21 protein-coding genes are annotated in these 25,237 nt (G+C 67.9%); 12 read left to right on the forward strand and 9 right to left on the reverse strand.

The features are described from left to right. Window positions 1-2: 2 nt before the first annotated feature. The 5 genes from AAFF27_00470 (at window position 3) to AAFF27_00490 (ending at window position 7,291) form a co-directional block, all read left to right on the forward strand. Complete coding sequence (locus AAFF27_00470; GenBank protein ID XAH23697.1) at window positions 3-989, forward strand: FecR domain-containing protein; 987 nt, start codon at window positions 3-5, stop codon at window positions 987-989. A 149-nt stretch (window positions 990-1,138) separates the two neighbouring features. Further along, a complete protein-coding gene (locus AAFF27_00475; protein XAH23698.1) occupies window positions 1,139-3,541 on the forward strand; it encodes a TonB-dependent receptor in 2,403 nt (800 codons plus the stop codon). A gap of 19 nt (window positions 3,542-3,560) precedes the next feature. After that, window positions 3,561-4,700 carry a PepSY domain-containing protein gene (locus tag AAFF27_00480; protein ID XAH23699.1) on the forward strand — a complete coding sequence of 380 codons (1,140 nt, stop codon included), beginning with the start codon at window positions 3,561-3,563 and terminating at the stop codon, window positions 4,698-4,700. Then, window positions 4,697-4,891, forward strand: coding sequence for a hypothetical protein (locus tag AAFF27_00485; GenBank protein ID XAH23700.1), 195 nt, complete (start codon window positions 4,697-4,699; stop codon window positions 4,889-4,891). The genes AAFF27_00480 and AAFF27_00485 overlap by 4 nt, the downstream gene beginning before the upstream one ends. Before the next feature lie 138 nt (window positions 4,892-5,029). Then, window positions 5,030-7,291 (forward strand): TonB-dependent siderophore receptor, encoded by a 2,262-nt coding sequence (locus AAFF27_00490; protein XAH23701.1) that lies wholly within the window; start codon window positions 5,030-5,032, stop codon window positions 7,289-7,291. A gap of 23 nt (window positions 7,292-7,314) precedes the next feature. Here the strand turns inward: AAFF27_00490 and AAFF27_00495 are convergent, their stop codons facing one another. The 3 genes from AAFF27_00495 to AAFF27_00505 are packed head-to-tail and all read right to left on the reverse strand — an operon-like array spanning window position 7,315 to window position 12,967. Further along, window positions 7,315-10,386, reverse strand: coding sequence for a CusA/CzcA family heavy metal efflux RND transporter (locus AAFF27_00495; GenBank protein XAH23702.1), 3,072 nt, complete (start codon window positions 10,384-10,386; stop codon window positions 7,315-7,317). Next, window positions 10,383-11,603, reverse strand: a complete 1,221-nt coding sequence (locus AAFF27_00500) for an efflux RND transporter periplasmic adaptor subunit (protein XAH23703.1) — start codon at window positions 11,601-11,603, stop codon at window positions 10,383-10,385. Before AAFF27_00500 ends, AAFF27_00495 begins: the two co-directional genes overlap by 4 nt. Window positions 11,604-11,650: 47 nt before the next feature. Beyond that, window positions 11,651-12,967 carry a TolC family protein gene (locus AAFF27_00505; protein XAH23704.1) on the reverse strand — a complete coding sequence of 439 codons (1,317 nt, stop codon included), beginning with the start codon at window positions 12,965-12,967 and terminating at the stop codon, window positions 11,651-11,653. Window positions 12,968-13,073: 106 nt separating this feature from the next. On the opposite strand from AAFF27_00505, the gene AAFF27_00510 reads away from it, so the two are divergent. Together AAFF27_00510 and AAFF27_00515 are read left to right on the forward strand one after the other, a co-directional pair. After that, entirely contained in the window at window positions 13,074-13,766 is a 693-nt protein-coding gene (locus AAFF27_00510; protein ID XAH23705.1) for a response regulator transcription factor, read from the forward strand. Continuing rightward, complete coding sequence (locus AAFF27_00515; protein ID XAH23706.1) at window positions 13,763-15,154, forward strand: sensor histidine kinase N-terminal domain-containing protein; 1,392 nt, start codon at window positions 13,763-13,765, stop codon at window positions 15,152-15,154. The genes AAFF27_00510 and AAFF27_00515 overlap by 4 nt, the downstream gene beginning before the upstream one ends. A gap of 68 nt (window positions 15,155-15,222) precedes the next feature. Here the strand turns inward: AAFF27_00515 and AAFF27_00520 are convergent, their stop codons facing one another. After that, window positions 15,223-16,230 carry an alpha/beta fold hydrolase gene (locus AAFF27_00520; GenBank protein XAH23707.1) on the reverse strand — a complete coding sequence of 336 codons (1,008 nt, stop codon included), beginning with the start codon at window positions 16,228-16,230 and terminating at the stop codon, window positions 15,223-15,225. Between the two features lie 80 nt (window positions 16,231-16,310). Then, entirely contained in the window at window positions 16,311-17,417 is a 1,107-nt protein-coding gene (locus AAFF27_00525; protein XAH23708.1) for an alkene reductase, read from the reverse strand. A 315-nt stretch (window positions 17,418-17,732) separates the two neighbouring features. Between AAFF27_00525 and tauA the strand changes: the two genes are divergently transcribed. Genes tauA through AAFF27_00540 form a run of 3 tightly spaced genes read left to right on the forward strand, consistent with a single transcriptional unit; the run spans window position 17,733 to window position 20,411 of the window. Next, window positions 17,733-18,692: a taurine ABC transporter substrate-binding protein gene (gene tauA / locus AAFF27_00530; GenBank protein ID XAH26348.1), complete on the forward strand. Its 960-nt coding sequence runs from the start codon at window positions 17,733-17,735 to the stop codon at window positions 18,690-18,692. Between the two features lie 55 nt (window positions 18,693-18,747). Continuing rightward, on the forward strand, window positions 18,748-19,539 hold the full coding sequence (locus tag AAFF27_00535; protein ID XAH26349.1) for an ATP-binding cassette domain-containing protein: 792 nt from the start codon (window positions 18,748-18,750) through the stop codon (window positions 19,537-19,539). Continuing rightward, complete coding sequence (locus AAFF27_00540; protein ID XAH23709.1) at window positions 19,536-20,411, forward strand: ABC transporter permease subunit; 876 nt, start codon at window positions 19,536-19,538, stop codon at window positions 20,409-20,411. The genes AAFF27_00535 and AAFF27_00540 overlap by 4 nt, the downstream gene beginning before the upstream one ends. Before the next feature lie 16 nt (window positions 20,412-20,427). Here the strand turns inward: AAFF27_00540 and gstA are convergent, their stop codons facing one another. Next, the gene (gene gstA, locus AAFF27_00545) at window positions 20,428-21,036 is read right to left on the reverse strand and encodes a glutathione transferase GstA (protein ID XAH23710.1); all 609 of its coding nucleotides are present in this window, start codon (window positions 21,034-21,036) and stop codon (window positions 20,428-20,430) included. Between the two features lie 197 nt (window positions 21,037-21,233). Between gstA and AAFF27_00550 the strand changes: the two genes are divergently transcribed. Together AAFF27_00550 and AAFF27_00555 are read left to right on the forward strand one after the other, a co-directional pair. Continuing rightward, complete coding sequence (locus AAFF27_00550) at window positions 21,234-21,419, forward strand: DUF1328 domain-containing protein (GenBank protein XAH23711.1); 186 nt, start codon at window positions 21,234-21,236, stop codon at window positions 21,417-21,419. Between the two features lie 15 nt (window positions 21,420-21,434). Further along, window positions 21,435-22,280 carry a transglutaminase family protein gene (locus tag AAFF27_00555; GenBank protein ID XAH23712.1) on the forward strand — a complete coding sequence of 282 codons (846 nt, stop codon included), beginning with the start codon at window positions 21,435-21,437 and terminating at the stop codon, window positions 22,278-22,280. 112 nt (window positions 22,281-22,392) lie between these two features. Here the strand turns inward: AAFF27_00555 and AAFF27_00560 are convergent, their stop codons facing one another. From AAFF27_00560 to AAFF27_00570, 3 genes are all read right to left on the reverse strand, one after another. Beyond that, window positions 22,393-24,033 (reverse strand): methyl-accepting chemotaxis protein, encoded by a 1,641-nt coding sequence (locus AAFF27_00560; GenBank protein ID XAH23713.1) that lies wholly within the window; start codon window positions 24,031-24,033, stop codon window positions 22,393-22,395. A gap of 218 nt (window positions 24,034-24,251) precedes the next feature. Beyond that, window positions 24,252-24,500 carry a DUF1272 domain-containing protein gene (locus AAFF27_00565; protein ID XAH23714.1) on the reverse strand — a complete coding sequence of 83 codons (249 nt, stop codon included), beginning with the start codon at window positions 24,498-24,500 and terminating at the stop codon, window positions 24,252-24,254. A gap of 66 nt (window positions 24,501-24,566) precedes the next feature. After that, on the reverse strand, window positions 24,567-24,821 hold the full coding sequence (locus AAFF27_00570) for a helix-turn-helix transcriptional regulator (GenBank protein XAH23715.1): 255 nt from the start codon (window positions 24,819-24,821) through the stop codon (window positions 24,567-24,569). Between the last annotated feature and the right edge of the window lie 416 nt (window positions 24,822-25,237).

Genomic DNA, 25,237 nt, shown 5'->3' on the forward strand with positions numbered 1-25,237 from the left:
TGATGAGCGCTGCCCATCCCCCATCGCCCGACATCGACGCGGCCATCTTGCTGGAGGCTGCAGACTGGCTGGTGCTGCTGCAGTCCAGTGAGGTCTCCGAGCGGGAACGCACGCGTCTTGCGCGCTGGTGCGAGCGCAGCGCTGCACATGCCGCAGCCTGGGCGCGCGCGCAGAACATGCTCGGCACGCTTGAGTTTGTGCCCTCCAGGCTGGCGCATGACACCTTGCTGCGCCCGGGCCACGCCGCCATGCGCAGGCATGCGCTGCGCATGGGCGTGCTGGCTATGGCGCTGCCCGCCGGCTGGGTGGCTTGGCGTCTGGCGCCGTGGCAGGAATGGAGCGCCGACCTGAGCACCAGCACGGGCGAGCAGAGGACGCTCACGCTGGCCGACGGCACGCGTCTGGTGCTCAACACTGGCAGCTCCGTCAATGTCTTGTTCACCGCCGCAGAGCGCCGGCTGACGCTCGTTGCGGGTGAGATTCTCGTCACTACCAGTCACCGCGATCCTGCGGCCGCGCCACGCCCCTTCATCGTGGACACGGCCAACGGCAGCATGCGCGCGCTGGGGACACGCTTCAGTGTGCGCCACACGGACACTGACACGCGGCTGGCTGTCTTTACGGGCGCGGTGCAGGTGCGCGCGGCCGGCGGCCTCGGCTCTGCCGTGGCGCAGGTGATCGTGCGCGAGGGTGAACAGCTCCGCTTCACTGCCTCCGCCATGGAGCCCGCGCAGCCGGTGGAACCCGGCGCCGCGCTCTGGGAGCGCGGCATGCTGTTGGCCCGTGACATGCGCCTGGATGAACTGACGGCGGAGCTCAAGCGCTATCACCGGGGCGTCCTGCGCTGCGATCCGGCGGTTGCAGGCTTGACCGTCTCCGGCGCGTTCCCGGTCACCAACACCCTGGCCAGCCTGGACATGCTGGAGAAATCCTTGCCGGTGCGCGTTGAGAGCGTCACCCCGTACTGGATCACGCTGAAGGCCCGCTGAAGTCCATGTGATACCTTTTTTTCGTTCGTGCGGTGTAGCTGTTGAACGCGCGTTTGCGCACGCGTCCATACAGCTAAAACACACCGACGAAAGGTTCTTCGACCATGGCTTTCAGGCGCTTCAGCCCAGCCCCGCAACCCAAACCCCGCATGCGGGCCCTCGTCGTGGGTGGCTTGCTCCTGCGCATGGGAGCGGTTGGCGCCATCGCCACGCTTGCGCCCCTTCCTGCCTCGGCCATCGAGGCGGCGGATGCGGCCTCCATTCAGGACTATGCGATAGCGCCCGGCAGGCTCGGCGATGTGCTCGCACAGTTCGCCGGCGCGGCCGGCGTTCCCCTGTCCTTCGACCCCCACCTGCTTGACGGCCTGCAAAGCAGCGGGCTGCAGGGGCGCTACGCCGTAGGTTCGGGTTTCGGGCGCCTGCTGGCGGGCTCGGGCTTCGAAGCGGTGGACTCCGGCAGCGGCCGCTATGTGCTCCAGCGCAAGGGGAGCAGGCCGGAAAGCGAGGGTGCAGCCCCCGCGTTGCCAGCCGTGCTCGTGACGGCACGCGCCGAACGGGCCGACGACCTACCAGAGGCCTTTGCCGGGGGGCAGATCGCGCGCGGCGGACGTGCCGGCTTCCTCGGCAATGTGGATGTGATGGACACGCCGCTGAGCACCGTCAACTACACGGCCCAGGCCATCGATGACCAACAGGCGCGCACCGTTGGCGAAGTGATCGCTGCCGACGCCTCCGTGCGCCTGACCAGTCAGTCCTATGGCGTGACGGAGTCCTACGCCATCCGCGGATTCCCGATCAACGACGGCAATATTGGCGACGTATCTTTTGACGGGCTCTACGGCGTCGCGCCGAACTACCAGACGTCGGCGGCCTATGCCGAGCGCGTCGAGCTCATCAAGGGGCCGACGGCGCTGCTCAATGGCATTGCCCCCAACGGCGCGCTGGGCGGCGGCCTGAACATCGTGCCCAAACGCGCCGGCGCGCAGCCGCTGACCCGCATGACACTGGACTACGCCACGCGCAGTCAGGCTGGCGCGCATGTGGATGTGGGGCGGCGCTTCGGTGACAACCAGGAATGGGGCGTGCGCGTGAATGGTGTGCTTCGCGACGGAGACACCGAGCGGGACAAGCAGAACGCCCACACGCAACTGGGAGCCATCGCGCTGGACTACAAGGGCAGCCAGTTGCGCGCGTCTCTGGACTATGTGAACCAGCAACTGACGGTGGATGCCCCAACCCGCCAGCCGATGCTGGCCGCAGGAGTGCGGGTGCCCGAAGCACCCGATGCGCGCCGCAACCTGGCGCAGCCCTGGGACCGATCCGTGCTGCGCGATCAGTCTCTGCTCGCCCGGGTGGACTACGAAATCTCAGACCGACTCGGTGCCTACTTCGCCACCGGCGCATCACGCAGCGCCACGGATGGGCTCTACAGCAATCCGATGATCACCGATGCCTCGGGCCAGACCACGATGCTGCCCTCGCGCATTTCGCTGCACCTGCGCAAGTGGACGGCCGAGGCCGGCCTGCGTGGACGCTGGCGCACAGGCGCCGTGGAGCACCGCTGGACCCTGGGCGCCAACGTCTACCACGACGAAATGGACGTGGGCTTCAACTTCGCCTCGACGCCGCTTGGCAGCAACATCTATGACCCCATTGACTTCCCCAAGGTCGATCTGTCGCGCCCGGCCGAGATGGCCTTCAGCCGCACTACGCTGCGCGGCCTGGCGCTGGCCGACACGATGGCGCTGGCCGATGACCGTGTGCTCTTGACACTGGGCCTGCGCCAGCAGCAGGTGCGCAGCGTCAATCCGGCGGCCGGCACCCGCGATGACGAACATGCACTCACTCCCATGGTGGGGCTGGTGGTCAAGCCATGGCCAAACGTGTCCCTGTTCGCCAACTACATACAGGGGTTGAATGTTGGCGACACGGCGCCCACCAACAGTCACAACGCCGGCGAGGTCTTCAAGCCGTACAAGGCCAAGCAATACGAGGCAGGCGTCAAGTACGAGGCTGCAGGCTGGCTTGCCACCGCCAGTGTCTTTCAGATCGGCAAGCCCAGCGGCCAGTTGGGCACCGACGGCTACTACCGCCCCAATGCAGAGCAACGCAACCGCGGCCTCGAAGTTTCTCTGGCCGGCGAACCCGTGCGTGGCCTGCGTCCCATGGCCAGCCTGAGCCTGCTCGATGGAGAGCTCACACGCGCCAGCGCCGCGGTGCAGGGCAACGACGCCCCTGGCGTGCCTCGTGTCCAGGCCAACCTGGGGCTGGAATGGGACGTGCCCGGCGTGCCAGGACTGACGCTGACGGGCCGCACCCTGTACACCAGCAGTCAGTACGTCGACCAGGCGAACACACAACGCCTGCCCGCCTGGTGGCGCTTCGATCCGGGTGCACGCTACGCGACGCGCATCGCCAGCCGCCCGGTGGTTTTTCGGGCGCAGATATTCAACCTTGCTGATCGGCACTACTGGTCCGGCGTCACGAGCTGGGGTGGCCTGGCAATGGGTGATACGCGCACTGTGCGCGTATCCATGCAGGTGGATTTCTGAGGCAGGCGAGGCACCGAACGTGAAATCCCGAACCATCCGCGCCTGGAGCGCCATACACCGCTGGAGCAGCCTGGTATGCATGCTGTTCATGCTACTGCTGTGCGTGACCGGCCTGCCACTGATCTTTCATCACGAGATCGATCACTTGCTCATGCCCGCGCGTCCGGCCTTGGTGCCGGGCACAAGCGCGCCGTCCCTCGAAGCCGTTGTTCTAAAGGCGCAGGCGGCGCGTCCTGGCCAAGTCGTCAACTACATCTACTTTGTCGACGATGCGCCGCACGCCATGGTCGCCACGGCCGAGCGTCGCGATTCCCTGCCCGGCGACACCCACTACCAGCTGTTTGACTTGCGTGACGGACTGATGCTTGAGCATCGGCAGCCCACCGAGGGCTTCATGTACGTAGTGGCCAAACTGCACGTGGATCTGTTTGCCGGCATGAAGGGCATGCTGTTCCTCGGCGCCATGGCTCTGTTGCTTTTGTTAGCGATTGCCAGCGGTGTGGTGCTGTATGCGCCCTTCATGCGCAAGCTCGGCTTCGCCACCTTGCGTGACACGCGCGGGCCGCGCGTGCTCTGGCTCGATGTGCATAACCTGCTGGGCATCGTCACAGCCGCATGGCTGGGTGTGGTCGGCTTCACCGGCGCCATCAATACGCTGGCCATGCCCGTTGAGATGCTCTGGCAGAGCACCGAACTGGCACAGATGGCAGCGCACCCGCCCGATCGCGCCGCAGGTGCGCCGCATGCCGCGGTGGACGATGTGCTGGGCAGTGTGCTGACCGCAGCCCCGGGCAAGACCGTGCGCACACTGGCCTTCCCTGGCACTCCCTTTGCCAGCCCGCATCACTTTGGCGTCTACCTGGTGGGCGACGCGCCACTCACCAGCCGGCTGCTTTCCCCCGCGCTGGTGGACGCCGGCAGTGCTCGCGTGGTCGATATGCGCGATATGCCCCTGTATGCCAAAGCTCTGTTTCTGTCGCAGCCGCTCCATTTTGGCGACTATGGCGGCATGCCCTTGAAGATCATCTGGGCCATTCTGGATGTGCTGAGCATTGTGGTGCTCGCCAGTGGTATCTACCTGTGGCTCCGCAAGCCCCGGGCGGCGCTTGCCAGCGCTGCGGGCCGGCGCAGGCAAGCGCCGCAGGAGCGCGCGGCATGAACCAGACGCTCTGGATGATCTTTCGCGGGCCGCTTCTGCTGGCCTGCCTGAGCCTGGTGGGTCTGGTCTCGGGCCTGCTGGGTGACGGGCCGTGGGATGGACTGTCATGGCTCAGCCTGGGCATTCCGACGCTGTGGGTCAGTGCCTGGTGCCTGAAGCCCCTGATCGGGCGGCGGCCGCGCGCTCGGTGACGCCACGGTAAGCAAGCCACGGCGGCCAAGGCCGCGCTGGCTTGCATCGCCCGACATCTCCACCGTCTTGCGCCGGCACGGCGCTGACCACTCAGCCCCACCACACATATCCCCGCATCACCAAAGGAACCCCCCGTCATGGCACGCCCTCATTCAGCTCACGCTTTCCGGCACACGCCGATCTTCCTGGCCTTGCAGGCCGCAGTACTGGGCGCCGCCATGGTCGTGGCCGGCATTCCGCATGCATGGGCGCAAGCCGTTGGCGTGCCTGGCGCACCACCGGACAGCACTCCGGACCCAATCGGCCAGGCAGTGGGCACGGGCAGCTCGCATGGCCCGGTGTCTGCGCTGCCAACGGTCACTGTCACCGCCAGCAGTGAGCGCTCCCACGAACCACCGCCGCCATATGCCGGGGGGCAAGTGGCCAGCGGAGGCCGCGTGGGCCTGCTCGGGAACAAGGATTTCATGGAGACGCCGTTCAACACCATCAGCTACACCGACACCTTCGTGCAGGACGCACAGGCCATGGAGCTGAGCCGGGTCATTTCGTTGACCGATCCAGGCGTTTTCAACGATGGCGCCATCGGCCTCGTCGCCGATAGTTTTTCGATACGCGGATTCGGTGTGGCCAATAGTGACGTTGCGCTGGGCGGGTTGTACGGGCTGCTGCCTTTCTATCGCATCAGCCCCGAGATCGCAGAGCGTGTGGAGGTGCTCAAAGGGCCTTCGGCGCTGCTGAACGGGATGCCGCCCGGGGGCTCGGTCGGGGGCAGCATCAACCTTGTTCCCAAGCGCGCGGGTGACGTGCCCCTGGCCCGCATCACGGGCACCTTTGCATCCGATGCGCAGTTGGGTATGCACGCCGATCTGGGGCAGCGCTTTGGTGCCGAAAAGCAGCTGGGCATTCGCTTCAACGGCGTGTGGCGGGATGGTGACAGCGCCATGGCGCATCAGTCCAAGGCCGCGAAGCTCGCGGCGCTGGGTTTGGACTGGCGCTCGGATCGCCTGCGGCTTTCGGCCGATCTGTATTCCGGTGTGGACAAGGTTGATGTCCTCAATCGCGGTATTGGGCTTGCCGCCGGGCTGCCGGTTCCGCGCGCGCCACAGGCGCGGACCATGCTGTCTCCCGATGGGACCTTCAGCACGTCAAAGGATGAAGCCATCGTCCTGCGTGCGGAGGCGGACGTCACGCGTGACATCACTGCCTACGCCAGCTATGGCCGTAGCCACACCGACTTCGATGCGCTGGCCAGTACGGTCTACACCGTCTACAACCGGCAGGGAGACTACCGCGCGAACTACGCGCATCAGCGCTCCATCTATGACAGGGAGTCGGCCGATGCCGGGCTCAGGACAAGGTTTCGTACGGGCGGTGTCGGCCACGAGCTGGCGCTGTCAGCAACGCACTACCAGCATGACAACAAGTTCGGATTTCTGCGCAACATGCTGCCCAAGGATTGGGAGGGCAACCTCTATCGCTCAAGCGCGGCTCCGGGCGTTGACAGCAGCTTCAGCAATGCGCCGCTGTCGCGAACCAGCGCATTGCACACGACGAGTTGGGGTGTCGCCAATACCGCGTCTTTCGCACAGGATCGACTGCAGCTGACACTGGGAGTACGCCGCCAGAGGGTGGTCAGCGACACCTTCAACGGCAGCACGGGCATTCGCACAGCCCGCTACGACGCCAGCGCCACCACGCCTGTCATTGCATTGCTGGCGAAGGCGAGCGACAGGCTGTCGGTCTACGCCAACTACATCGAGGGCCTGAGCCAGGGCTCCACCGCTCCGGCCACGGCCGCCAATGCCGGGGAGGTGTTTCCCCCCTTCAAGACAAAGCAGAAAGAGATTGGCATCAAGACAGACATGCAAGGGTTCGGCACAACGCTCAGCGTCTTTCAGATTGCCCGGCCAAGTTCGTACACGGACCCGGCAAGCAATGTCTTCTCGTTCGGCGGCGAGCAGCGCAACCGAGGCCTGGAGTGGAGCTTCTTCGGAGAGGCAAGCAAGGGCGTGCGCGTTCTCGGCGGCCTGGCCTACACACAGGCCAGGCTGACCAGGACAGCAGGGGGCAACAACCAGGGAAAGTCCGCGACGGCCACGCCTGAATGGCAGGCCAAGACCGGTGTGGAATGGGATGTGCCGACGGTACAGGGCCTGACCCTGGCGGGCAACGCGGTCTCGGTGTCCAAGCAGTACATCAACGCCGACAACTCGCTATGGGTGGCTGGCCGCACCGTGTACGACCTGGGCACCCGCTATGCCATGCGCGTGGGGAGGCATCCGGTCGCCATACGCGCTGCCGTCCAGAATGTGGCCAACAAAGCGTACTGGGCCGGCGCCCTCTCCAGCGGGCTGGGCGCCCCCCGCACCGTGGTCATGTCGGTCTCGGTAGACCTTTGAGCTCATGGGCGGGGTGCGGTAGCTCAAGCGTTGCGCTCTTCCTTAGGCGCAAACCAAGCCACATACAGCGCCGGCAGCACCACCAGCGTCAACAACGTAGCCGTAACCAGCCCACCAATCACCACGATCGCCAGCGGCCGCTGAGTCTCCGACCCGATCTCATGCGACAAGGCCATGGGCAGCAGGCCCAGCGCGGCCAGCATGGCGGTCATGAGCACGGTGCGCAGGCGTTGCATCGAGCCCTCGCGCACGGCATCGGTGACGCGCATGCCGGCGTTGCGCAGCTGCTGGAACACCGACAGCATCACCACGCCGTTGAGCACCGACTGGCCCGACAGCGCGATGAAGCCGATGGCGGCCGACACCGACAGCGGGATGCCGAACACCCACAGCGCGACAAAGCCGCCGATCAGCGCCAGTGGCACGTTGATCAGGATCAGGCCGGCCATCTTGAAGGACTTGAAGGCGTCGAACAGCAGCACGAAGATCAGCAGCAGCGAGATCGGCACCACCACGGCCAGGCGCTTCATGGCGCGCTCCTGGTTCTCGAACTCGCCCGACCAGTTGACCACGTAGCCCTGCGGGATCTGCACGTTCTGCGATACGCGCGCCTTCATGTCGGCCACCACCGAGCCCATGTCGCGGCCAGCGATGAAGATGCCGATGGCGGTGGTGCGGCGGCCGGCTTCGCGGGCGATGTTCATGGCGCCGGTGGTTTCGCGCACGGTGACCACGTCGCCCAGCGTGACAAAGCCGCCATCCGGCGTGGCGATGGGGGTGCGGCGCAGGTTGGCGATGACGCGTTCTTCGGGCGGCAGGCGCACGGCGACGGCGAACTTGCGCTCGCCCTCCCACAGGCTGGTGGCGGCCTTGCCGGCCAGCGCGGCCTCGATCACGTCCTGGATGTCGCCCACGTTCAGGCCGTAGCGCGCGGCGCGGTCGCGGTCGATGTCCAGCAGCAATTGCGGCACCTGGCCGGCGCGGTCGATTTCGGCGCGGGCCACGCCCGCCACCTGCTTGACCTCGTGCGCGATCTGCTCGGTGACCTGCTGCATCAGGTTCAGGTCGTCACCCGCGAGCTTGATGACGATCTGGCCCTTGATCTGCGAGATCGACTCCAGCACGTTGTCGCGGATCGGCTGCGAGAAGGCCGGGTCGATGCTGGGGATGGCCGACAGCACGCGGTTCATTTCCTCGGTGATCTTCTCGCGCGTCATGCCCTTGCGCCATTGGTCCTCGGGCTTCATGTCCACGAAGATCTCGGCCATGGAGATGGTCTTGGGGTCGGTGCCATCTTCTGGCTGGCCGGCCTTGGAAACCGTGGTGCGCACCTCGGGGATGGTCAGCAGCGCCTTGCGCGCCATGCGCAGGATGCGCGAGGCCTCGTTGGTCGAGACATTGGGCGACAGCGTGAAGTTGACCCAGGTCGTGCCCTCGTTCAGCTCAGGCAAAAATTCAGACCCCAAACGCGAGGCCACCACCGTGGTCAGGCCAAAGGCGACGACGGCGATCAGCACTACGGTGCGGCGGCGGCGCAGCGCCCAGTCCAGCACCGGGCCGTAGAAGTGCTTGGCGCCGCGCACCACGCGGTTGTCGCCATGCGGCAGCTTCTTGCGCAGCATCCAGTAGGCCAGCAGCGGCACCAGCGTGAGCGAGAAGATCAGCGAGCCGATCAGCGCCGTGGTAACCGACAGCGCCATGGGCTGGAAGATGCGGCCTTCATGGCGTTGCAGCGCAAAGATCGGGATGTGCGCGGCGATGATGATCAGCATCGAGAACAGCGTGGGCCGGCCGACTTCGTTGGCGGCGTTGACGATGACCGAGCGGCGTTCTTCGGCGCTCATGTTCTCGCGCTTCTCGGCCAGGCGGTGCATGATGTTTTCGATCACGATCACCGCGCCGTCCACGATGATGCCGAAGTCCATCGCGCCCAGGCTCAGCAGGTTGGCCGGCACGCCCATGATCTTCAGGCCCATGAAGGTCGACAACAGGGCCAGCGGGATCACCACCACCACGGCCAGGCTGGCGCGCAGGTTGGACAAGAAGATGTAGAGCACCAGCGACACCAGCAGCGCGCCTTCCACCAGGTTGCGGAAGACGGTGGAGAGCGTCTTCTCCATTAGCCAGGTGCGGTCATAGAAGGGCACGATCTGCACGCCCGGCGGCAAGGCGCGGGCGTTGATCTCGGCGATCTTGGCCTTGACGCCCTTCAGCACCACGCTGGGGTTCTCGCCCTTGCGCATGATGACGATGCCGGTGACCACGTCGTCGTCCAGGTCCTGGCCGACCACGCCCAGGCGCGGCACGGCGCCGATCTTCACCTGCGCGATGTCGCGGATCAAGATGGGCGTGCCGTTGCGCGCGGCCACCACCACGCGGCCGATGTCGTCGGCCGAGCGCAGCAGCCCGATGCCGCGAATGGTGTACTGCTGCGCGCCCTGCGGCACGTAGCTGCCGCCGGCGTTGGCGTTGCTGCGGCCGAGCGCGTCGAGCAGGTTCTGGAAGGTGACCTTGTAGGCGCGCAGCTTGTCGAGGTCCGGCTGCACCTCGTACTGCTTGATGGCGCCGCCCATGGCGACCACGTCGGCCACGCCGGGCACCTGGCGCAGGCCGCGTTCGGCCACCCAGTCTTCGAGCGTGCGCAGCTCGGTGGTGGTGAGGCCGTCGCCCTTCAGGCGGTAGCGCATGATTTCACCCACCGGCGTGGCGTTGGGCGCGATGTCGGCCTCTACGCCGTCGGGCAGGTCGATGCCGCGCAGGCGCTCTGCCACCTGCTGGCGCGCCAGGTTCACCTCGGCCTTGTCGTCATAGGTGACGACGGTGAAGGACAGGCCGAACTGCGTGTGCGAGAACACGCGGATCGAATTGGGCAGGCCGGCCAGCGCCACCTCGATCGGCAGGGTGACCTGCTTCTCTACCTCTTCGGCCGCGCGGCCGGGGTAGAGCGTGATGACGGTGACCTGGGTGTCGGTAACGTCGGGGAAGGCCTCGACCGACAGGTTCTGGAAGGCGATCACGCCCGCCAGCGCGAACAACAAGGTACCGAGGACGATGAACAGCGGCTGGTGCAGCGCGTACTGGATGAGGCGCTTCATTTCTTGGCGGCCTCGCTGGTGGCGCCGGATGGCTGGGCCGTGACCGGGGCCGCGTCTTCACGCGCCACGGCAAATTGGCGCGCCAGCAGCAGCGCGTTTTCTGCCACCACCTGCTCGCCCACGGCCAGGCCGCGTGCCAGCACCACTTCGGTTGGCCCCATGTGGGCCGGCACCACCTCGCGCGGCTCGAAGACGCCGGGCTGGGTCTGCACGAAGACCGTATGGCGCGTGCCATCCAGGGTCACGGCGCCGGCCGGCACCACGACGCCCTGCAGCGATTCCTTGACCTGGGCGGTAGCCAGCATCTCGCCCTTGAGCCGGCGGTTGGCATTGGCCACCAGGCCACGGATCTTGATGGTGCGGGTGTTGGGGTCGATGAAGTCCGCTGCTGCGGTGACGCGGCCGGTGAAGGTCTCGCCTGGATAGGCGGCGACCTGCAGCGTGAATGTGGCGCCCGGCTGCAGGCTGGCAACGTCGCTTTCCTTGGCGTCGATCTGCACCCAGAGCGAGGTCGGGTCGGTCACCACGAACAGCGCGGGCACGCCGGGGCCGGACTGGTCGGGCCGCACTTCCTGGCCCGGGTTGAGGTTGCGCTCAACCACCACGCCGGCAATGCCGGCGCTGATGCCGAGCTGCTGGTTCACCGCGCTGCCAGCGCCGTAGAGGCTGGTGCGGGCTGCGGCGCGCGAGGCCTCGGCCTGCGCGCGTGCGCTGTCGGCCTCGGCCTGCTCCAGGTCCTTGCGGGCGATGATGCCGGCCTCGAACAGCTCGCGCTGGCGCTGCAGGTTCTTGCGCGACAGCCCCACGTCGACCTGCGCCTTGGCGGTGTCGGCCTGGGCCTGGCCAAAGTCGGGCGAGGCGATGCGCGCCAGCAGCGCGCCGGGCTTCACGCTCTGGCCCACATCTGCGCCGATGGCGGTGATGCGGCCGCCAAAGGGCGGGTAGATGCGCTGGGTGCGCTCTTCGTTCCAGACCAGGCGCGCGGGCAGCTCCACCATCAGCTCGGTCGCGGCGGTGGCGGGCACGCTATTGAGCAGCGCGAGCTGCGGGTGGTTGGGCGGAAAGCGCAGTTGCTTGCCTTGCACGATGGGCGCGGTGGGCGGCGCTTCTGCAAGCTTGCTGCTGTCGGAGTCGCCGCCGCAGCCGGCCAGCAGCAGGACGCAGCAGGCGGCAACGGTCAGCGCGGCGCGCAGCGGAAGACGGTGGGGGTGGGACATGGCAGGGCTCTCGGAGCAGGCGGAAAAGAGGGAGGTCATGGAACGTGTCATGGCTGTGCCGCCAGCAGCGCCGGCTGGGTCTGCAGCGTCCAGGCGCCGGCGGCGCGGGCGTAGTCGCCGCGCGCGGCAATGCCGTCGAGCAGCGTGGCGCGCAGGGTGCGGCGCGCATCGAGCAGGTCCACCAGCGGGATGGCGCCGCGGCGGAAGGCCAGCTCGGCGTTTTCTGCCACGCGGCGTGCGCGCGGCAGGATGTCGGTCTCGTAGCTGCGGGCGCGCTGCTCGGCGGTGAGCGCGGCCTGCTGCAGGCCCTGCAGCTCCAGTGCGGCGTCGCGCCGGACCTTCTCCAGCGCGTCTTGTGCCTGGGTGTAGGTGGCCTGCGCGCGGCCGATCTCGCCTTGGTAGCTATAGCCCCATTGCAGCGGGATGGAGGCACGCAGCTCGATCAGCCGGTTCGACACGCTGGGGTAATGGTCGTACGAGGCGCCTATGGTCACATCCGACTTCTTCAGCGCATTGGCGCCGTCCAGTCCGGCCTGGGCCGACTGCACGCGCGCCAGCGCGGCGCGCACTTCGGGGCGGGCTTCGGCCAGCGCCGTGTAGTCGGCGGCGGGCGTGGCCAATGCGGGCAGCGTGGGCCAGGGGCCCTGGATGGCCAGCGGCCCGCGCAGGCCGGTGGCCTGCGCCAGTGCCAGGGTGGCGCGGTCGCGCTCCAGCGCGGCCTGCTGCACGTCGGCCTGGGCGCGCTGGGCTTCGATCTCGGTGCGCAGGGCGTCTTGCGCCGGCAGGTCGCCGGCCTGCACGCGGCGGTTGGAGCTGTTGGCGAGCTGGGCCGCGCTGCGTTCGATCTCGCTCACCTCCACCAGCTTTTCCTGTGCGGCCAGCAGGTCGTAGTAGGCGCCCAGGGCGGCCACCTGTTGCTGCATCTGCACGTCTTCGACGTCGGCGGCGGCGGCATCGGCGTCGCGCTGCGCGGCCTGGGTGCGCAGCTGGCGCTTGCCGCCGCGCTCCCAGGTCCAGTCGATGCCAATGGCCTTGTCGATGCGCTTGCGGCTCAGGGTGTTGCCCGAGCCGACGCCGTTCTGCAGATCGATGGAGGCGGTCTTGCCCGACAGCACCGGCAGCGGCGCGTGGTCGGCCGTGAGTACGTCGGCACGCGCGGCCGACAGCGCACCGCGCGAGATGGCAACGTCGAGGTTGTCGCGCGCGGCGGCCAGTGTCTGGCCCAGCGTGAGGCTGCGCGGCGCTGCCGCAGCAGTGGTGGTGGAGGCCGGTGGCGGGTTCACCGGCGGAACGGGGGGCACCTGCGCCAGGGCCGGCAAGGCCGGGCCGAGGCAGAGGGCCGCAATCAACTGTCGTATGCTCATATGCGCCTTATCGGCGGGGGCAACTGACCGTCGCCTGACCGGACTGCCAGAAACGCCTCTGAGTCCGTAGAAGTACCTATCAAATACCTATCCACAGCAGCCTTCCATGCGCATTCTTGTGGTCGAAGACGACGTCGTCCTGCGGGACATGATGGTGCGCAGCCTGTGCGATGCCGGCCACCGCGTGGACGAGGCGCGCACGGTGGCCGAGGCCGACCATTTCTGGCGCGTGCAACCCTTCGATGCGGTGCTGCTGGACCTGAACCTGCCGGCCGTCGATCCCACCGGCCCGGCGCTCTCCAGCGGCCTGACCGCGCTGCGCGCCGCGCGCAACCGTGGCGACCGCACACCGGTGCTGGTGCTGACCGCGCGCGACCGCACTGAAGAGCGCATTGCCGGCCTGGACGCCGGTGCCGACGACTACCTGGGCAAGCCCTTCGAGCTGGCCGAGGTCGAGGCCCGGCTGCGCGCCCTGGTGCGGCGCAGCCAGGGCACGCAAGACATCTCCACCGTGGCCGCGCTGGTGCTGGACCGCAAGGCCCGCACCTTCTCGTTGCACAGCACGCGGCTGGAGCTGCCGGCGCGCGAGTTCGAGGTGCTGTGGGAGCTGATGACCCCGCCCGGGCGCGTGGTGAGCAAGCGTGCGCTGTCGCAAAAGCTGTCGGACTTTGACGAAACCCTGGGCGACAACGCACTCGAAGCCTTCATATCGCGCCTGCGCAAGAAGCTGGGCGGCAGCGGCGCCGGCATACGCACCTTGCGCGGCCTGGGCTACATGCTGGAGGCGGAGGCGCCTTGACTGCGCAGGCCCCAGCCCCAGGTTCTCTTCGGTCGCGCGTGCTGCAGCACGTGCTGTGGCCATTGGCCGGGGCCTGGGTGGTGGGCGGCGTGGTGTCGGTGGTGGTGGCCAGTGTCTTCACCCAGCGCGCCTTCGACCGCGCCTTGCTGGATGACGCGTATTCGGTGGCCGCCAGCGTGCGGCCGAACAGCAGCGGCGGGCTGGAGCTGACGCTTACGCCGCGCGAGGTGGGCGCGGTGCTGTATGACCAGACCGAATCCGTTTTCTTTGCCGTGCGCTGGCCCGATGGCAATTTGATCGCCGGCCATGCGGGCCTGTATGCGCCCTCGGCGCCAGAGGACACGGGCTACCGCTTCTCTGACATCCACTACCAGGGCCGCGCCTTGCGCGCGGTGGTGCTGCAGCGCACCTCGCCGCTGGCCTTCGATGTGGTGATGGCCGAGACCACGCAGTCGCGCCAGGCCCTGCTGCGCAATGTGCTGGTGCTGTCGATCCTGCCGCAGCTGCTGCTGCTGGCGCTGCTGGCGTTCTGGCTGCGCCGCGCCATTGGCAGCGACCTGCGCCCGCTGGCCGCGCTGCAGCGCGCGGTAGAGCAGCGCGATGTGCGCGACCTGACGCCCGTGCCGGCCACGGCCTCCACGCGCGAGGTGCAGCGCCTGGGCGAGGCCGTCAACGGCCTGTTCGCGCGTGTGAACGAAGGCGTGCGCACGCAGCGTGAATTTGCCGGCAACGTGGCGCACGAGCTGCGCACGCCGCTGGCCGGCATCCGCGCGCTGGCCGAGTACGGCCTGGCGCAGAAAGACCCGGCCGTGTGGCGCGAGCAACTGGAGCGCGTGGCGCAAAGCGAGGAGCGCGCCAGCCATCTGGTGGAGCAACTGCTGGCCATGGCGCGCGCCGACGAGGGCCGCAGCATGCAGCTGCAGCCGGTGCTGCTGGACGAGCTGGTGCGCGACGCGGTGCTGCGCTTTCTGCCGCGCGCCGACGCCGCCGGCGTGGACCTGGGCGCGCGCGGCATCGACGACCCGGTCATGGCGCAAGGCCAGCCGGCGCTGCTGGAAGGCATCCTGAACAACCTGATCGACAACGCGCTGCGCTACGGCCGGCCGGCCGCGGGCCTGCCTGCCACGATCACGGTGGCGCTGGCGCTGCAGCCAGATGCGATCACGCTGTCGGTGGTGGACAACGGCCAGGGCATTTCGGCCGAGCGGCGCAGCGGCCTGCAGCGGCGCTGGGCGCAGGGGCCAGAGGGCGAATGGCTGGGCCAGGGCGTGGGCCTGGGCCTGGCCATCGTGCAGCGCTACGCCGAGCTGCTGGGCGCGCGCCTGGTGCTGGATTCAGGCCCGCAGGGGCACGGGCTGGCGGTGGGCGTGGTGCTGCCGCGCGGCTGAGTGTTGCTATATTTTATATAGCTAATAGCCCAAGTGCAGCCTGGGCTAGAGGCCTATTTGGCTCATATTTATTTGGCGGGCAGCACGCGCGACAAAAAGCGGGCGATGGCGCGCGGCAGCTCTGGCGCCAGGGGCAGCGTGGGGTCGCTGGAAGACGCGCGTTGCAGCGCCGGGTCGGCCGGCACCAGCTTGAGCACATGGTTCATGCCCTTGACGATGCGCAGCTCGGTATCCGGCTTGGCGCGCTGCAGCGCCTCGGCCTCGTCGGTGCGGACCTGGGTGTCGGTATCGCCCTGCAGCACCAGGGTCGGGATGCCGAGCTGGGCAAATTCCGTTGCCGGCACGTGGCTGAACCACGAGATCAGGTAAGGCTGTATGCCCGGGCGGTAGAACAGCGCCAGGGACTGCGGCACGTCGGCGGCCGGCCGGCCTTGCTCTAGTGCGCTCAGGATGGCCTCGTTGCGCGCGGCCAGGTCTGGCGGCAACTGCTTGCGCGCGAACTGCTGGCGCAGCACGGCTGCCGCGCCCTGCGCCGGGCCGGCGATGGAGACAAAAGCCTGGGCGCCGGCCTGCCGCGCCGCGAGCATGCCGATCAGCGAGCCCTCGCTGTGCCCCACCACCGCCACAGCGCTGAAGCGGCTGTCGGCGCGCAGCAGGCGCACCCAGTCGGCGGCGTCTTGCACATACAGGTCAAAGCGCAGATCGGCCTCGCGCGCGGCGGCCGGGGCACTGGCGGCAATGCCGCGCTTGTCGTAGCGCAGCGAGGCAAAACCCGCTTCCGCCAGCGCCGCGGCAAGCATCTTCAGGCTGTTGCTGGGGCCGGGCAGCAGGCTGCTGTTGCCGTTGCGGTCGGTCGGGCCCGAGCCGGCGATGATCAGCACCACCGGCATGCGCGCCCGGCCCTCGGGCAGCACCAGGCTGCCTTGCAGGGCGCCCGTGGCGGTAGCCAGCGCCAGCGGCTGCTCGGTGTAGCCGGGCGTGTCGGCCCGGGCACCGGCGAGCCCCAGCAGCAGCCATCCAATGGCCAACCCACGGACCCAACTGCCCAGCTTGCGTCTTGTTGCGGCCGTTTCCATGTGCGCTCCTTGGGTTGCTATCTATTAAATAGCTAATAGCCCAGGCCCACCCTGGGCTAGAGGCCTAAAAGGCCAAGATATTACAAGGTCGGGTAGTCGGTATAGCCGGCCTCGCCGCCGCCGTAGAAGGTGGCCTGGTTGGGCGCGTTGAGCGGCGCGTTTTCCTTCAGGCGGCGCACCAGGTCGGGGTTGGCGATGAAGGGCTTGCCGAAGGCGATCAGGTCGACCTCGCCGCTGCTGAGCTTTTGCTCGGCCAGGGCCTTGTCGTAGTTGTTGTTGGTCATCCAGGCGCCCTTGCCGCCAGCGTTGCGGTAGGCGGCCTTCAGGGCCTTGTAGTCGAACGGGCGGTCGGGCAGCTCGCGCGGGCCGCCGGTGGCGCCTTCGATGATGTGCACATAGGCCAGGCCCAGCGGCGCCAGCTCGCGCACCACGTATTCGAACAGCGCTTGCGGTGCGTCGTCGTGCACGTCGTTGGCGGGGGTGACGGGCGACAGGCGGATGCCGACCTTGCCGCCGCCGATGTCGTCGACGATGCCGCGCACCACTTCCAGCAGCAGGCGCGCACGGTTCTCGATGCTGCCGCCGTAGGCGTCGGTGCGCTGGTTGGCGCCGGTCTTCAGGAACTGGTCCAGCAGGTAGCCATTGGCGGCGTGTACTTCCACACCGTCGAAATGCGCCGTCTCCACCGCGTTGCGGGCGGCGGCGCGGTAGTCCTTGACGATGGCGGGCAGCTCGCCCGCGTCCAGCGCGCGCGGGGTGGAGGTCTCGGCGAACGAGCCCTGGCCTTGCGCATCGATCAGGTAGGTCTTGGCCTTGGCGGCGATGGCCGAGGGCGCGACCGGCGCCTGGCCGTCGGGCTGCAGCGTGGTGTGCGAGATGCGGCCCACGTGCCACAGCTGCACCACGATCTTGCCGCCGGCCTCGTGCACGGCCTGGGTGACGCGCTTCCAGCCGTCGAGCTGCTCGGTGCCGTACAGGCCGGGCACGTTGGCATAGCCCTGGCCCTGGTGGCTGATGGCGGTGGCCTCGGTGATCAGCAGGCCGGCGCTGGCGCGCTGTGCGTAGTAGGTGGCGGTGATCGCCGGCGGGATGGCCTGGGGCGAGCGGTTGCGCGTCAGCGGCGCCATCACGATGCGGTTGGCCAGTTGCAGGCTGCCGGCCTGGAGGGTATCGAAGAGAGTCGTCATGGAGGGGGCTTTCCTGGGTGGTTCGGGTCAGACGGCGCGGGGCCGGAGGCCGGAAGTTAACGCCATTCCGCAATTGCTGCAGTGCGTTGGCGTAACCGGGGATTTGCCGTCTGTGCTATGCGGCCCGGCTTGGCAGGTTTTCCGGATATCGATGCGTAAAACGGGCGCATGCGGCGGGGGCCGTGCTTCCTAGAATTTTTGACCCGTTCATCTACCCAGGAATCGCGCATGCACCCCATTCTTCCCGCCACCCGCCGGGCCGCCATTCGCGGCCTGTCTGTCCTGCTTGGCGCCAGCTTGCTCACCAGCGCCGCGATGGCGCAAACCAGGAAAGAAGTGGTGATCGGCTACCAGGACATGGTGGTGCCGTGGCGTTACGCGCAAGAGACAAAAGAGCTGGAGCAGCGCACCGGCTACCAGGTCAGCTACCGCAAGCTCGGCAGCGGCGCCGAGGTGGTGCGCGCGCTGGCCTCGGGCGCGATCCAGATCGGCGAGGCCGGCTCTTCGCCCTTTGCCTCGGCGCTGTCGCAGGGCGTGCCGATAGAAGTGTTCTGGGTGCTGGACGACATCCACGAAGCCGAGGCGCTGGTGGCCCGCAATGGCTCGGGCGTGAACCAGCTGTCTGACCTGAAGGGCAAGAAGATCGGCCTGCCGTTTGTATCGACCACGCACTTCCATACGCTGGTGGCGCTGCAGGCCGCAGGCGTGGACCCGCGCAGCGTGAAGATCGTCAACCTGCGCCCGCCCGAGATCCTGGCGGCCTGGGAGCGCGGCGACATCGACGCCACCTTTGTCTGGGACCCGGTGCTGGCCAAGGCCAAGCAAAGCGGCAAGGTCATCATCACCTCGGGCCAGATCGCGGCCAGCACCGGCAAGGCCACCTTCGACGGGCTGGCGGTGTCCAAGGCCTTTGCGAAGGAGCACGACGCCTTCCTGACGCAGTTCGTGCAGGTGCTGGCGGACGCCGACCGCGCCTACACCGCCAACAAGGCGGCCTGGACGGCCGATTCGCCCCAGGTGAAGGCGGTGGCCAAGTGGACCGGCGCAGAGGCCGCGACCGTGCCTGCCAGCCTGGCGCTGTACGCCTTCGTGCCGCCGGCCGAGCAGGCCTCGCCCAAGTGGCTGGGCGGCGGCACCAATTCTGTGGCGGCGCAATCGCTGGCCGCCACCGCCGCCTTCCTGAAAGAGCAGGGCACCATCCAGGCGGTGCTGCCCGACTACTCGGTGGGCGTGAACCCCACCTGGGTCCAGCGTGCCGTACAGCGTGCGCAGTAGCCTGCCAGCCACCGGCGAGGCGCCTGCACCTGCTCCCCACGGCGGCGCGGACGACCTGCAGATTCGCGGCCTGAGCGTGCGCTATGCCGGCGCGAAGGGTGCCGAGCCCACGCTGGCACTGGCCGGGGTAGACCTGGACATCGCCGCCGGCGAGTTGGTGGTGGCCCTGGGCGCCTCGGGCTGCGGCAAGACCACGCTGCTCAACTGCATTGCCGGCTTTACGCAGGCCTCTGCCGGGCACATTGCCTTGGGCGGCCGCCTGGTGCGCGGGCCGGGCGCCGAGCGCGGCGTGGTGTTCCAGAAGCACGCGCTGATGCCCTGGCTCAATGTGATCGACAACGTGGCGCTGGGCCTGCGCCTGCGCGGCGTGCCGCGCGCAGAGCGCCGCGCCCTGGCGGCAGAGAAGCTGGCCCTGGTGGGGCTGGAGGCCTTTGCGCAGGCGCCGGTGTGGCAGCTGTCGGGTGGCATGCAGCAGCGCGTAGGCATTGCCCGCGTGCTGGCCAGCGACCCGGACGTACTGCTGATGGATGAGCCATTGGGCGCGCTCGACGCCTTCACGCGCGAATCCCTGCAAGAGCTGGTGCTGCGCCTGTGGCAGCGCACCGGCAAGACCATTTTCTTCATCACCCACGACGTGGAAGAGGCTTTGTTTTTGGCCTCGCGCCTGGTGGTGATGTCGCCACGCCCGGGGCGCATCGTGCGCGAGCACGGGCTGGCCTTCAACCGCGCCTACCTGGGCGGCGAGGCTGCGCGCGCCGTCAAGTCCAGCCCCGACTTCATCGCCTGGCGCGAGCAGGTGCTGGACTGGGTCGGGCCGCAGGCCGAGCCCGTGAGGGCAGGGGCATGACCACACAGCAGACCACGACGCCGCCAGCGGCCGGCGAGCTGCTGCAGGCGCCAGCGGTGGACGCTGCCGCGCTGCCGCCGGTGGCCCCGTTTCGCCTGCCCGGCGCCGGCAGCAGCCGCGCCATCAGCGTGCTGTGCATCCTGGCGCTGCTCGGCCTGTGGTGGGCGGCCACGCACTGGCGCTGGGTGCCGCCGCTGTTCCTGCCCGGCCCTGAAGCGGTGGCGCGCGCTTTTGCCGACGCCTGGCGCGGCAATATCCAGGGCGGCGAGCCGCTGTGGCTGCACCTGCAGTGGAGCGCGCTGCGCGTGTTTGGCGCCTTTGCGCTGGCCGTGGTGACGGCCGTGCCGGTGGGCATTGCCATGGGCGTGAGTCGCATCGCGCGCGGCGTGTTCGATCCGCCCATCGAGTTCTACCGCCCGCTGCCGCCACTGGCCTATCTGCCGCTGATCGTGATCTGGCTGGGCATAGACGAGGCCTCGAAGATCCTGCTGATCTACCTGGCCTGCTTTGCACCCATCGCGCTGGCCGCCAAGGCCGGCGTGCGCAGCGCCAGCACCGAGCAGCTCAATGCCGCGGCGTCGCTCGGCGCCAGCCGCGCGCAGGTGGTCTGGCATGTGGTGGTGCCCGCCGCGCTGCCCGAGATCCTGGTGGGCCTGCGCATCGCCATCGGCTTTGGCTGGACGACGCTGGTGGCGGCCGAGATGGTGGCCGCCACCGTGGGCGTAGGGCAGATGGTGCTCAACGCCTCGAACTTCCTGCGCACCGACGTGGTGGTGATGGGCATCCTGGTGATCGGCCTGGTGGCCTGGGCCTTCGATCTGCTGATGCGCTGGGCCGAGGCCCGCCTGGTGCCCTGGAAGGGGCGGGCCTGATCGGGCCTGCCGCTGCTTACTTGAGCAGGCCTTCGGCCTTCAGCGCGGCCTGCACTGCCGGGCGCGCCGCCACGCGCGCATGGTGGGCCACGACATGGGGCAGGGCCGACAGGTCGACGCCCATCTTGCCGCTCCAGTTGACCACGGTGAACAGGTAGCCATCGGCCACGGAGAAGCTGTCGCCGGCCAGGTAGTCCTTGCCTTCGAGTGCGCTGTTGACGAAGCCCAGGCGGCCGGTGATCTTGCTGCGCGTGGCCAGCTTCACGTCTTCCGGGATGGCCGGGTTGAACAGCGGGCTGAAGCCCTTGTGCAGCTCGGTGCCGATGAAGTTGAGCCACTCCTGCAGGCGGTAGCGCGCCAGCGTGCCGTTGGCGGGCGCCAGGTTCTTGGTGGGCACCTGGTCGGCGATGTATTGCACGATCACCGCGCCTTCGCGCAGGCGCGTGCCGTCGTCCAGCTCCAGCAGCGGCACATAGCCCAGCGGGTTGATGGCGTAGTAGTCGCTGCCGTCGGGCAACTGGTGCGTCTTGGTGGACGCGGGCACGGCCTGGAAGGCCAGGCCGGCTTCCAGCAGCGCGATGTGGGGTGACAGGGAGCAGGCGCCGGGGCTGTAGTAGAGCTTCATTGGAGTGTGTTGGATGTGAGAAGTGTCTGCTTACGCGCCGGAGGGCCCGCGAGCGCCGCCATGCTAGTCGTTTGCCCGCTGTCGTGCGGCGCCTGCCGGGCCATGTCCTACAAACCAACGCGGGTGCGCCCCACCCGGCGGCGCAGGGGCCCCCACCTAGGATGGAACGCAATGCTTTCGCAACAAAAGGACACACCATGATCAAGTACGCCATCATTTTTGCCCTCATCGCGCTGGTGGCCGGCGCGCTCGGTTTCACCGGCGTGGCCGCGGGCTCGGCGGCCATTGCCAAGATCCTGTTCGGCCTGTTCCTGGTGCTGGCCGTCATCTTCCTGGTGCTGGCGGCGCTGGGTGTGGGGGCGGCCCGCAAGATGCTCAAGTAAGGCCGCAGCGGCAGCGTGGACAACATCACCGCACTTCGCTGCGACCTGGAATATTCCATCAGCGCAGATACCCACTTTTGCTTCAACCTGCAGGCGGTGCGCGGCTACGGGCAGCAGGTGCTGCAAGAGAGCCTGCAGCTCACGCCCGAGGTCCCGCTGCAGAGCTTCGAGGACGCGCGCAGCGGCAACCGCTTCTTCCGCTGTGACGCGCTGCCGGGCCGGCTGCGGGTGCGCTACGACGCGCGCGTGGCCCTGCTGCGCGAGGCGCCCGACACCAGCTTGCCCGAGTGCCCGGTAAAGGCCTTGCCGCACGAGGTGCTGCACTACCTGATGCCCAGCCGCTACTGCCAGTCAGATGTGATGGCGCGCGCCGCGCAGCACCTGTTTGGCCAGGTGGCGCCGGGCTACCAGCGGGTGGCGCACATCTGCGAATGGATTCGCCAGAACACCGCCTACCAGATAGGAGTGAGCACGCCGCTCACCACCGCGCAAGAGGTCTACCTGCAGCGCGCCGGCGTGTGCCGTGACTTTGCCCACCTGGGCATTACCTTTTGCCGCGCGCTCAACATACCGGCGCGGCTGGTGGTGGGCTATGTGCACTTCGATGAGCCGCCGCAGGACTTCCACGCGATCTTCGAAGCCTGGCTGGGCGACCGCTGGGTGATGTTCGACCCGACCGGCCTGGTGCAGGCGCACCGCATCGTGCGCGTAAGCACCGGGCGCGATGCCAAGGACACGGCCTTTGCCACCCTCTTTGGCGCGGTGGTGATGACGCGCATGGAGCTGCAGGTGAACGAGGACGACTCGCCGCCGGTGGACGTGCCCGACCCGGTGCAGGCGACGGTGCTGCTGGCGGCCTAGACAATTCCACCTCTCCGTCCGGGCTGAGCTTGTCGACGCCTTGGGCCCACGGCTGCCAGCCCTTCGGCAGGGTCAGGGCGAACGAAATCGACTCAACAGCATCAGGTCCAGATCAGGCGTAGCTCGGCTCCAGCCGCGGTGCTGCGAGCTGCGGCTCGTGCTGCTGACCCGCCGGCGCCTGCAGCAGCAGCGCGTCGTGGATCAGGAAGTTCTGCACCGACTCCTGCAGGCGGCCGGTCTGGCTCTCCAGCGACTGCGCGGCGGCGGCGGCCTCTTCCACCAAGGCGGCGTTCTGCTGCGTCACCTCTTCCATCTTCTGCAGCGCGTGGCCGATCTCTTCGATGCCGCGCGTCTGCTCGCCCGAGGCATTGGCGATTTCGCCCAGGATCTGCGACAGCGTGCCCACCGAACCCACGATCGCCTTCATGCGCTCGCCGGCCTGGCCAACCAATGCGGCGCCGCTCTGCACGCTTTGCACCGAGTGCTCGACGATGCCGCGGATGTCCTTGGCCGCGCTGTCGGTGCGCTGCGCCAGCTCGCGCACCTCGGCCGCCACCACGGCAAAGCCGCGGCCATGCTCGCCGGCGCGCGCCGCCTCTACCGCGGCGTTGAGCGCCAGCAGGTTGATCTGGAAGGTGATGGTGTTGATGACGCCCACGATGTCGGCGATCTTCTGCGAGCTGCCCTGGATCGTGCCCATGGTGTTGACCACATCGCCCATCACGCGCTCGCCCTCGCTCGCCTCGCGCGAGGTGCCCAGCGCCAGCGTGCTGGCGCGCTGCGCGCCCTGGCTGTTGTGCTGCACGGTGGCGGTGATCTGCTCCATGCTGGCAGCGGTCTGCTGCAGCGAGGCGGCCTGTTCTTCGGTGCGGCTGGCCAGGTCGGCATTGCCCCGGGCGATCTCCTGCACACCGAGGTTGATGGCTTCAGAGCGCACGCGCACGGCGGCCACGGTGCGTGCCAGGCCCTGCTGCATCTGGTGCGCGGCATCCATCAGGCGGCCGATCTCGTTGCGGCCCAGCGGCGCGGCGATGCTTGCGCGCAGGTCGCCGGTCTGCATGGTGCGGAAGTGCTCCACCACCTGGTCCAGCGGGCGCACGATGGTGCGTGTGAGCAGCAGGCGCGTCAGTACCGCCAGCACCACGGCCAGGGCGATGCCGGCGGCAAGCGTGGCCAGCATCTGCGTGCGCCGCGTCTGCGCGGCCTCGTAGGTGGCGTCCATGGCCTGGGCATCAAAGGCCAGCAGCTTCTTCACCTCGGCCTCGTAGCCGCCGTAGAGCGCGGTGGATTTGCCGGCGATCTGCCGGTAGGCGTCGATATCGCCCTTGCCCAGGGCCGCCAGCGCGGGCTCGATCAGCTGCTGCACCAGCGCCTGGCGCTGCACGGAGGCGGCGGCCACCAGCGCCTTCTTGGCCGGGTCGCCGCCGGCCAGCTTCAGGTAATCGTCCCAGCGCCGCTCGGCGTTGGCGAACTTGTCCTGCGCACGCGCCAGCGCCTTGGCGGCGGCGTCGGCCTTGTCTTCGCCCAGCAGCGACTCATGCAGCCGCAGATCCAGCCGCGCACGCAACTGCCACTCCGCGCTCTCGTCCAGCGCGCGCAGGCTGGGCACCAGGTTCTTCTGCACGGTGGAGAAGCTGTTGTTGCTTTCATCGATGGACCACAGGCTCAGCAGGCCGATGGCGGCCATGAGCAGGGTCAGCGCGGTGAGGACGATGGTGAGGGTGGTGCGTATGGAGAGGTGGCGTAGAGACATGGCAGTTGGATGGAATGGCTTGGACTTATGGACCCAGGGTTGTCACTTATTGTTTGAATTGTTGTCCATGCGTTCCATCCGCGCGGGGCCGCGCACACGCCTCCCTGCCAGGGACTTGTCTGTCCGCTGCAGGTTTTTTGAATGAAAAGTGCCTCTAGCCCTTATGGCATCTGGGCTGCTAGCTATCTATTTGAGAGCTATGCGCTGACAAAGCAAGCTCAGGATGCGGCCGTGCACCCTTCGGGCTTGAACACCCGCGTGTTCGAACCCGGGTACTTATCAAGCTTGGCCGCCGGCCGCGATGGGCGCGGCAGCAATTCCCCGCCGCAGTTGGGGCATGTCCCGGCGAGGCGCTGGTTGGAGCAGTCGCTGCAGAACGTGCACTCGAAGGAGCAGATGCGGGCATCGGCTGAATCCGGCGGCAAATCCCGGTTGCAGCACTCACAACCGGGGCGCATTTGAAGCATGGCGAAACCTTGGAAAGCTTGGTTGCCAAAGCTTAAGCGAAGGCGAACTGGACGATGGCCGCGATCTCAGGCCTTGGGCGACTGCAGGCTGACGCTGATGCCATAAAGCGCAAGCAGGCCCAGCATATGCCCCACCGACACGCCCGGCTCGCCGGACTCGATGCGGGCAATGGTCTGCACGTGCACGCCCAGGCGGGCCGCTGCAGCGGCTTGCCCCTCGCCTGCGGCCAGGCGGGCCTGCTTGGCCGCAGCGCCCATGTCCTTGATGGCCTGCACTGCATCGCTATCGATGTCGGAAGAGATTCGCTTGCCTTGGGTCATGGGTGGATTGTTTGTGCACGGTGGCTGGTGGATGTGCCCAATCGATGGCGCTGGGTTTGGTGTCGCGCGCGGTCTTTCGGAGGGCTGCTTCGGGCCTAAAGCAGCCTTTTCTCAACGTTTGACTTAAGCGGCATGCTGTTGTGTGTCCGCTCGATGGAAGGGTTAGGCGTCAGGTTGCCAACTGTGAACGGTCTTTCCATTGCATCGCAAGAACGCAGAGCGCACGCGATTGAGTGCGCGAAGTTCCGCAAAGAGCTTGAAGTAGGCCTTCTCCATAGTGCTCCAATCCTCGAACTCTTCATAAGCTCCACCGTCCGCGCTGCACTCGATGTGGCCTTTGCGGCCGTGCGAAGGAACATCTTGCCAGATGGCTATCAAAGGAGCTCGCCAAGCTGACCTGCGGGAAGATTGCAGCA

The organism is Xylophilus sp. GW821-FHT01B05, from assembly GCA_038961845.1.
In the GTDB taxonomy this organism is placed as follows: domain Bacteria; phylum Pseudomonadota; class Gammaproteobacteria; order Burkholderiales; family Burkholderiaceae_C; genus Xylophilus.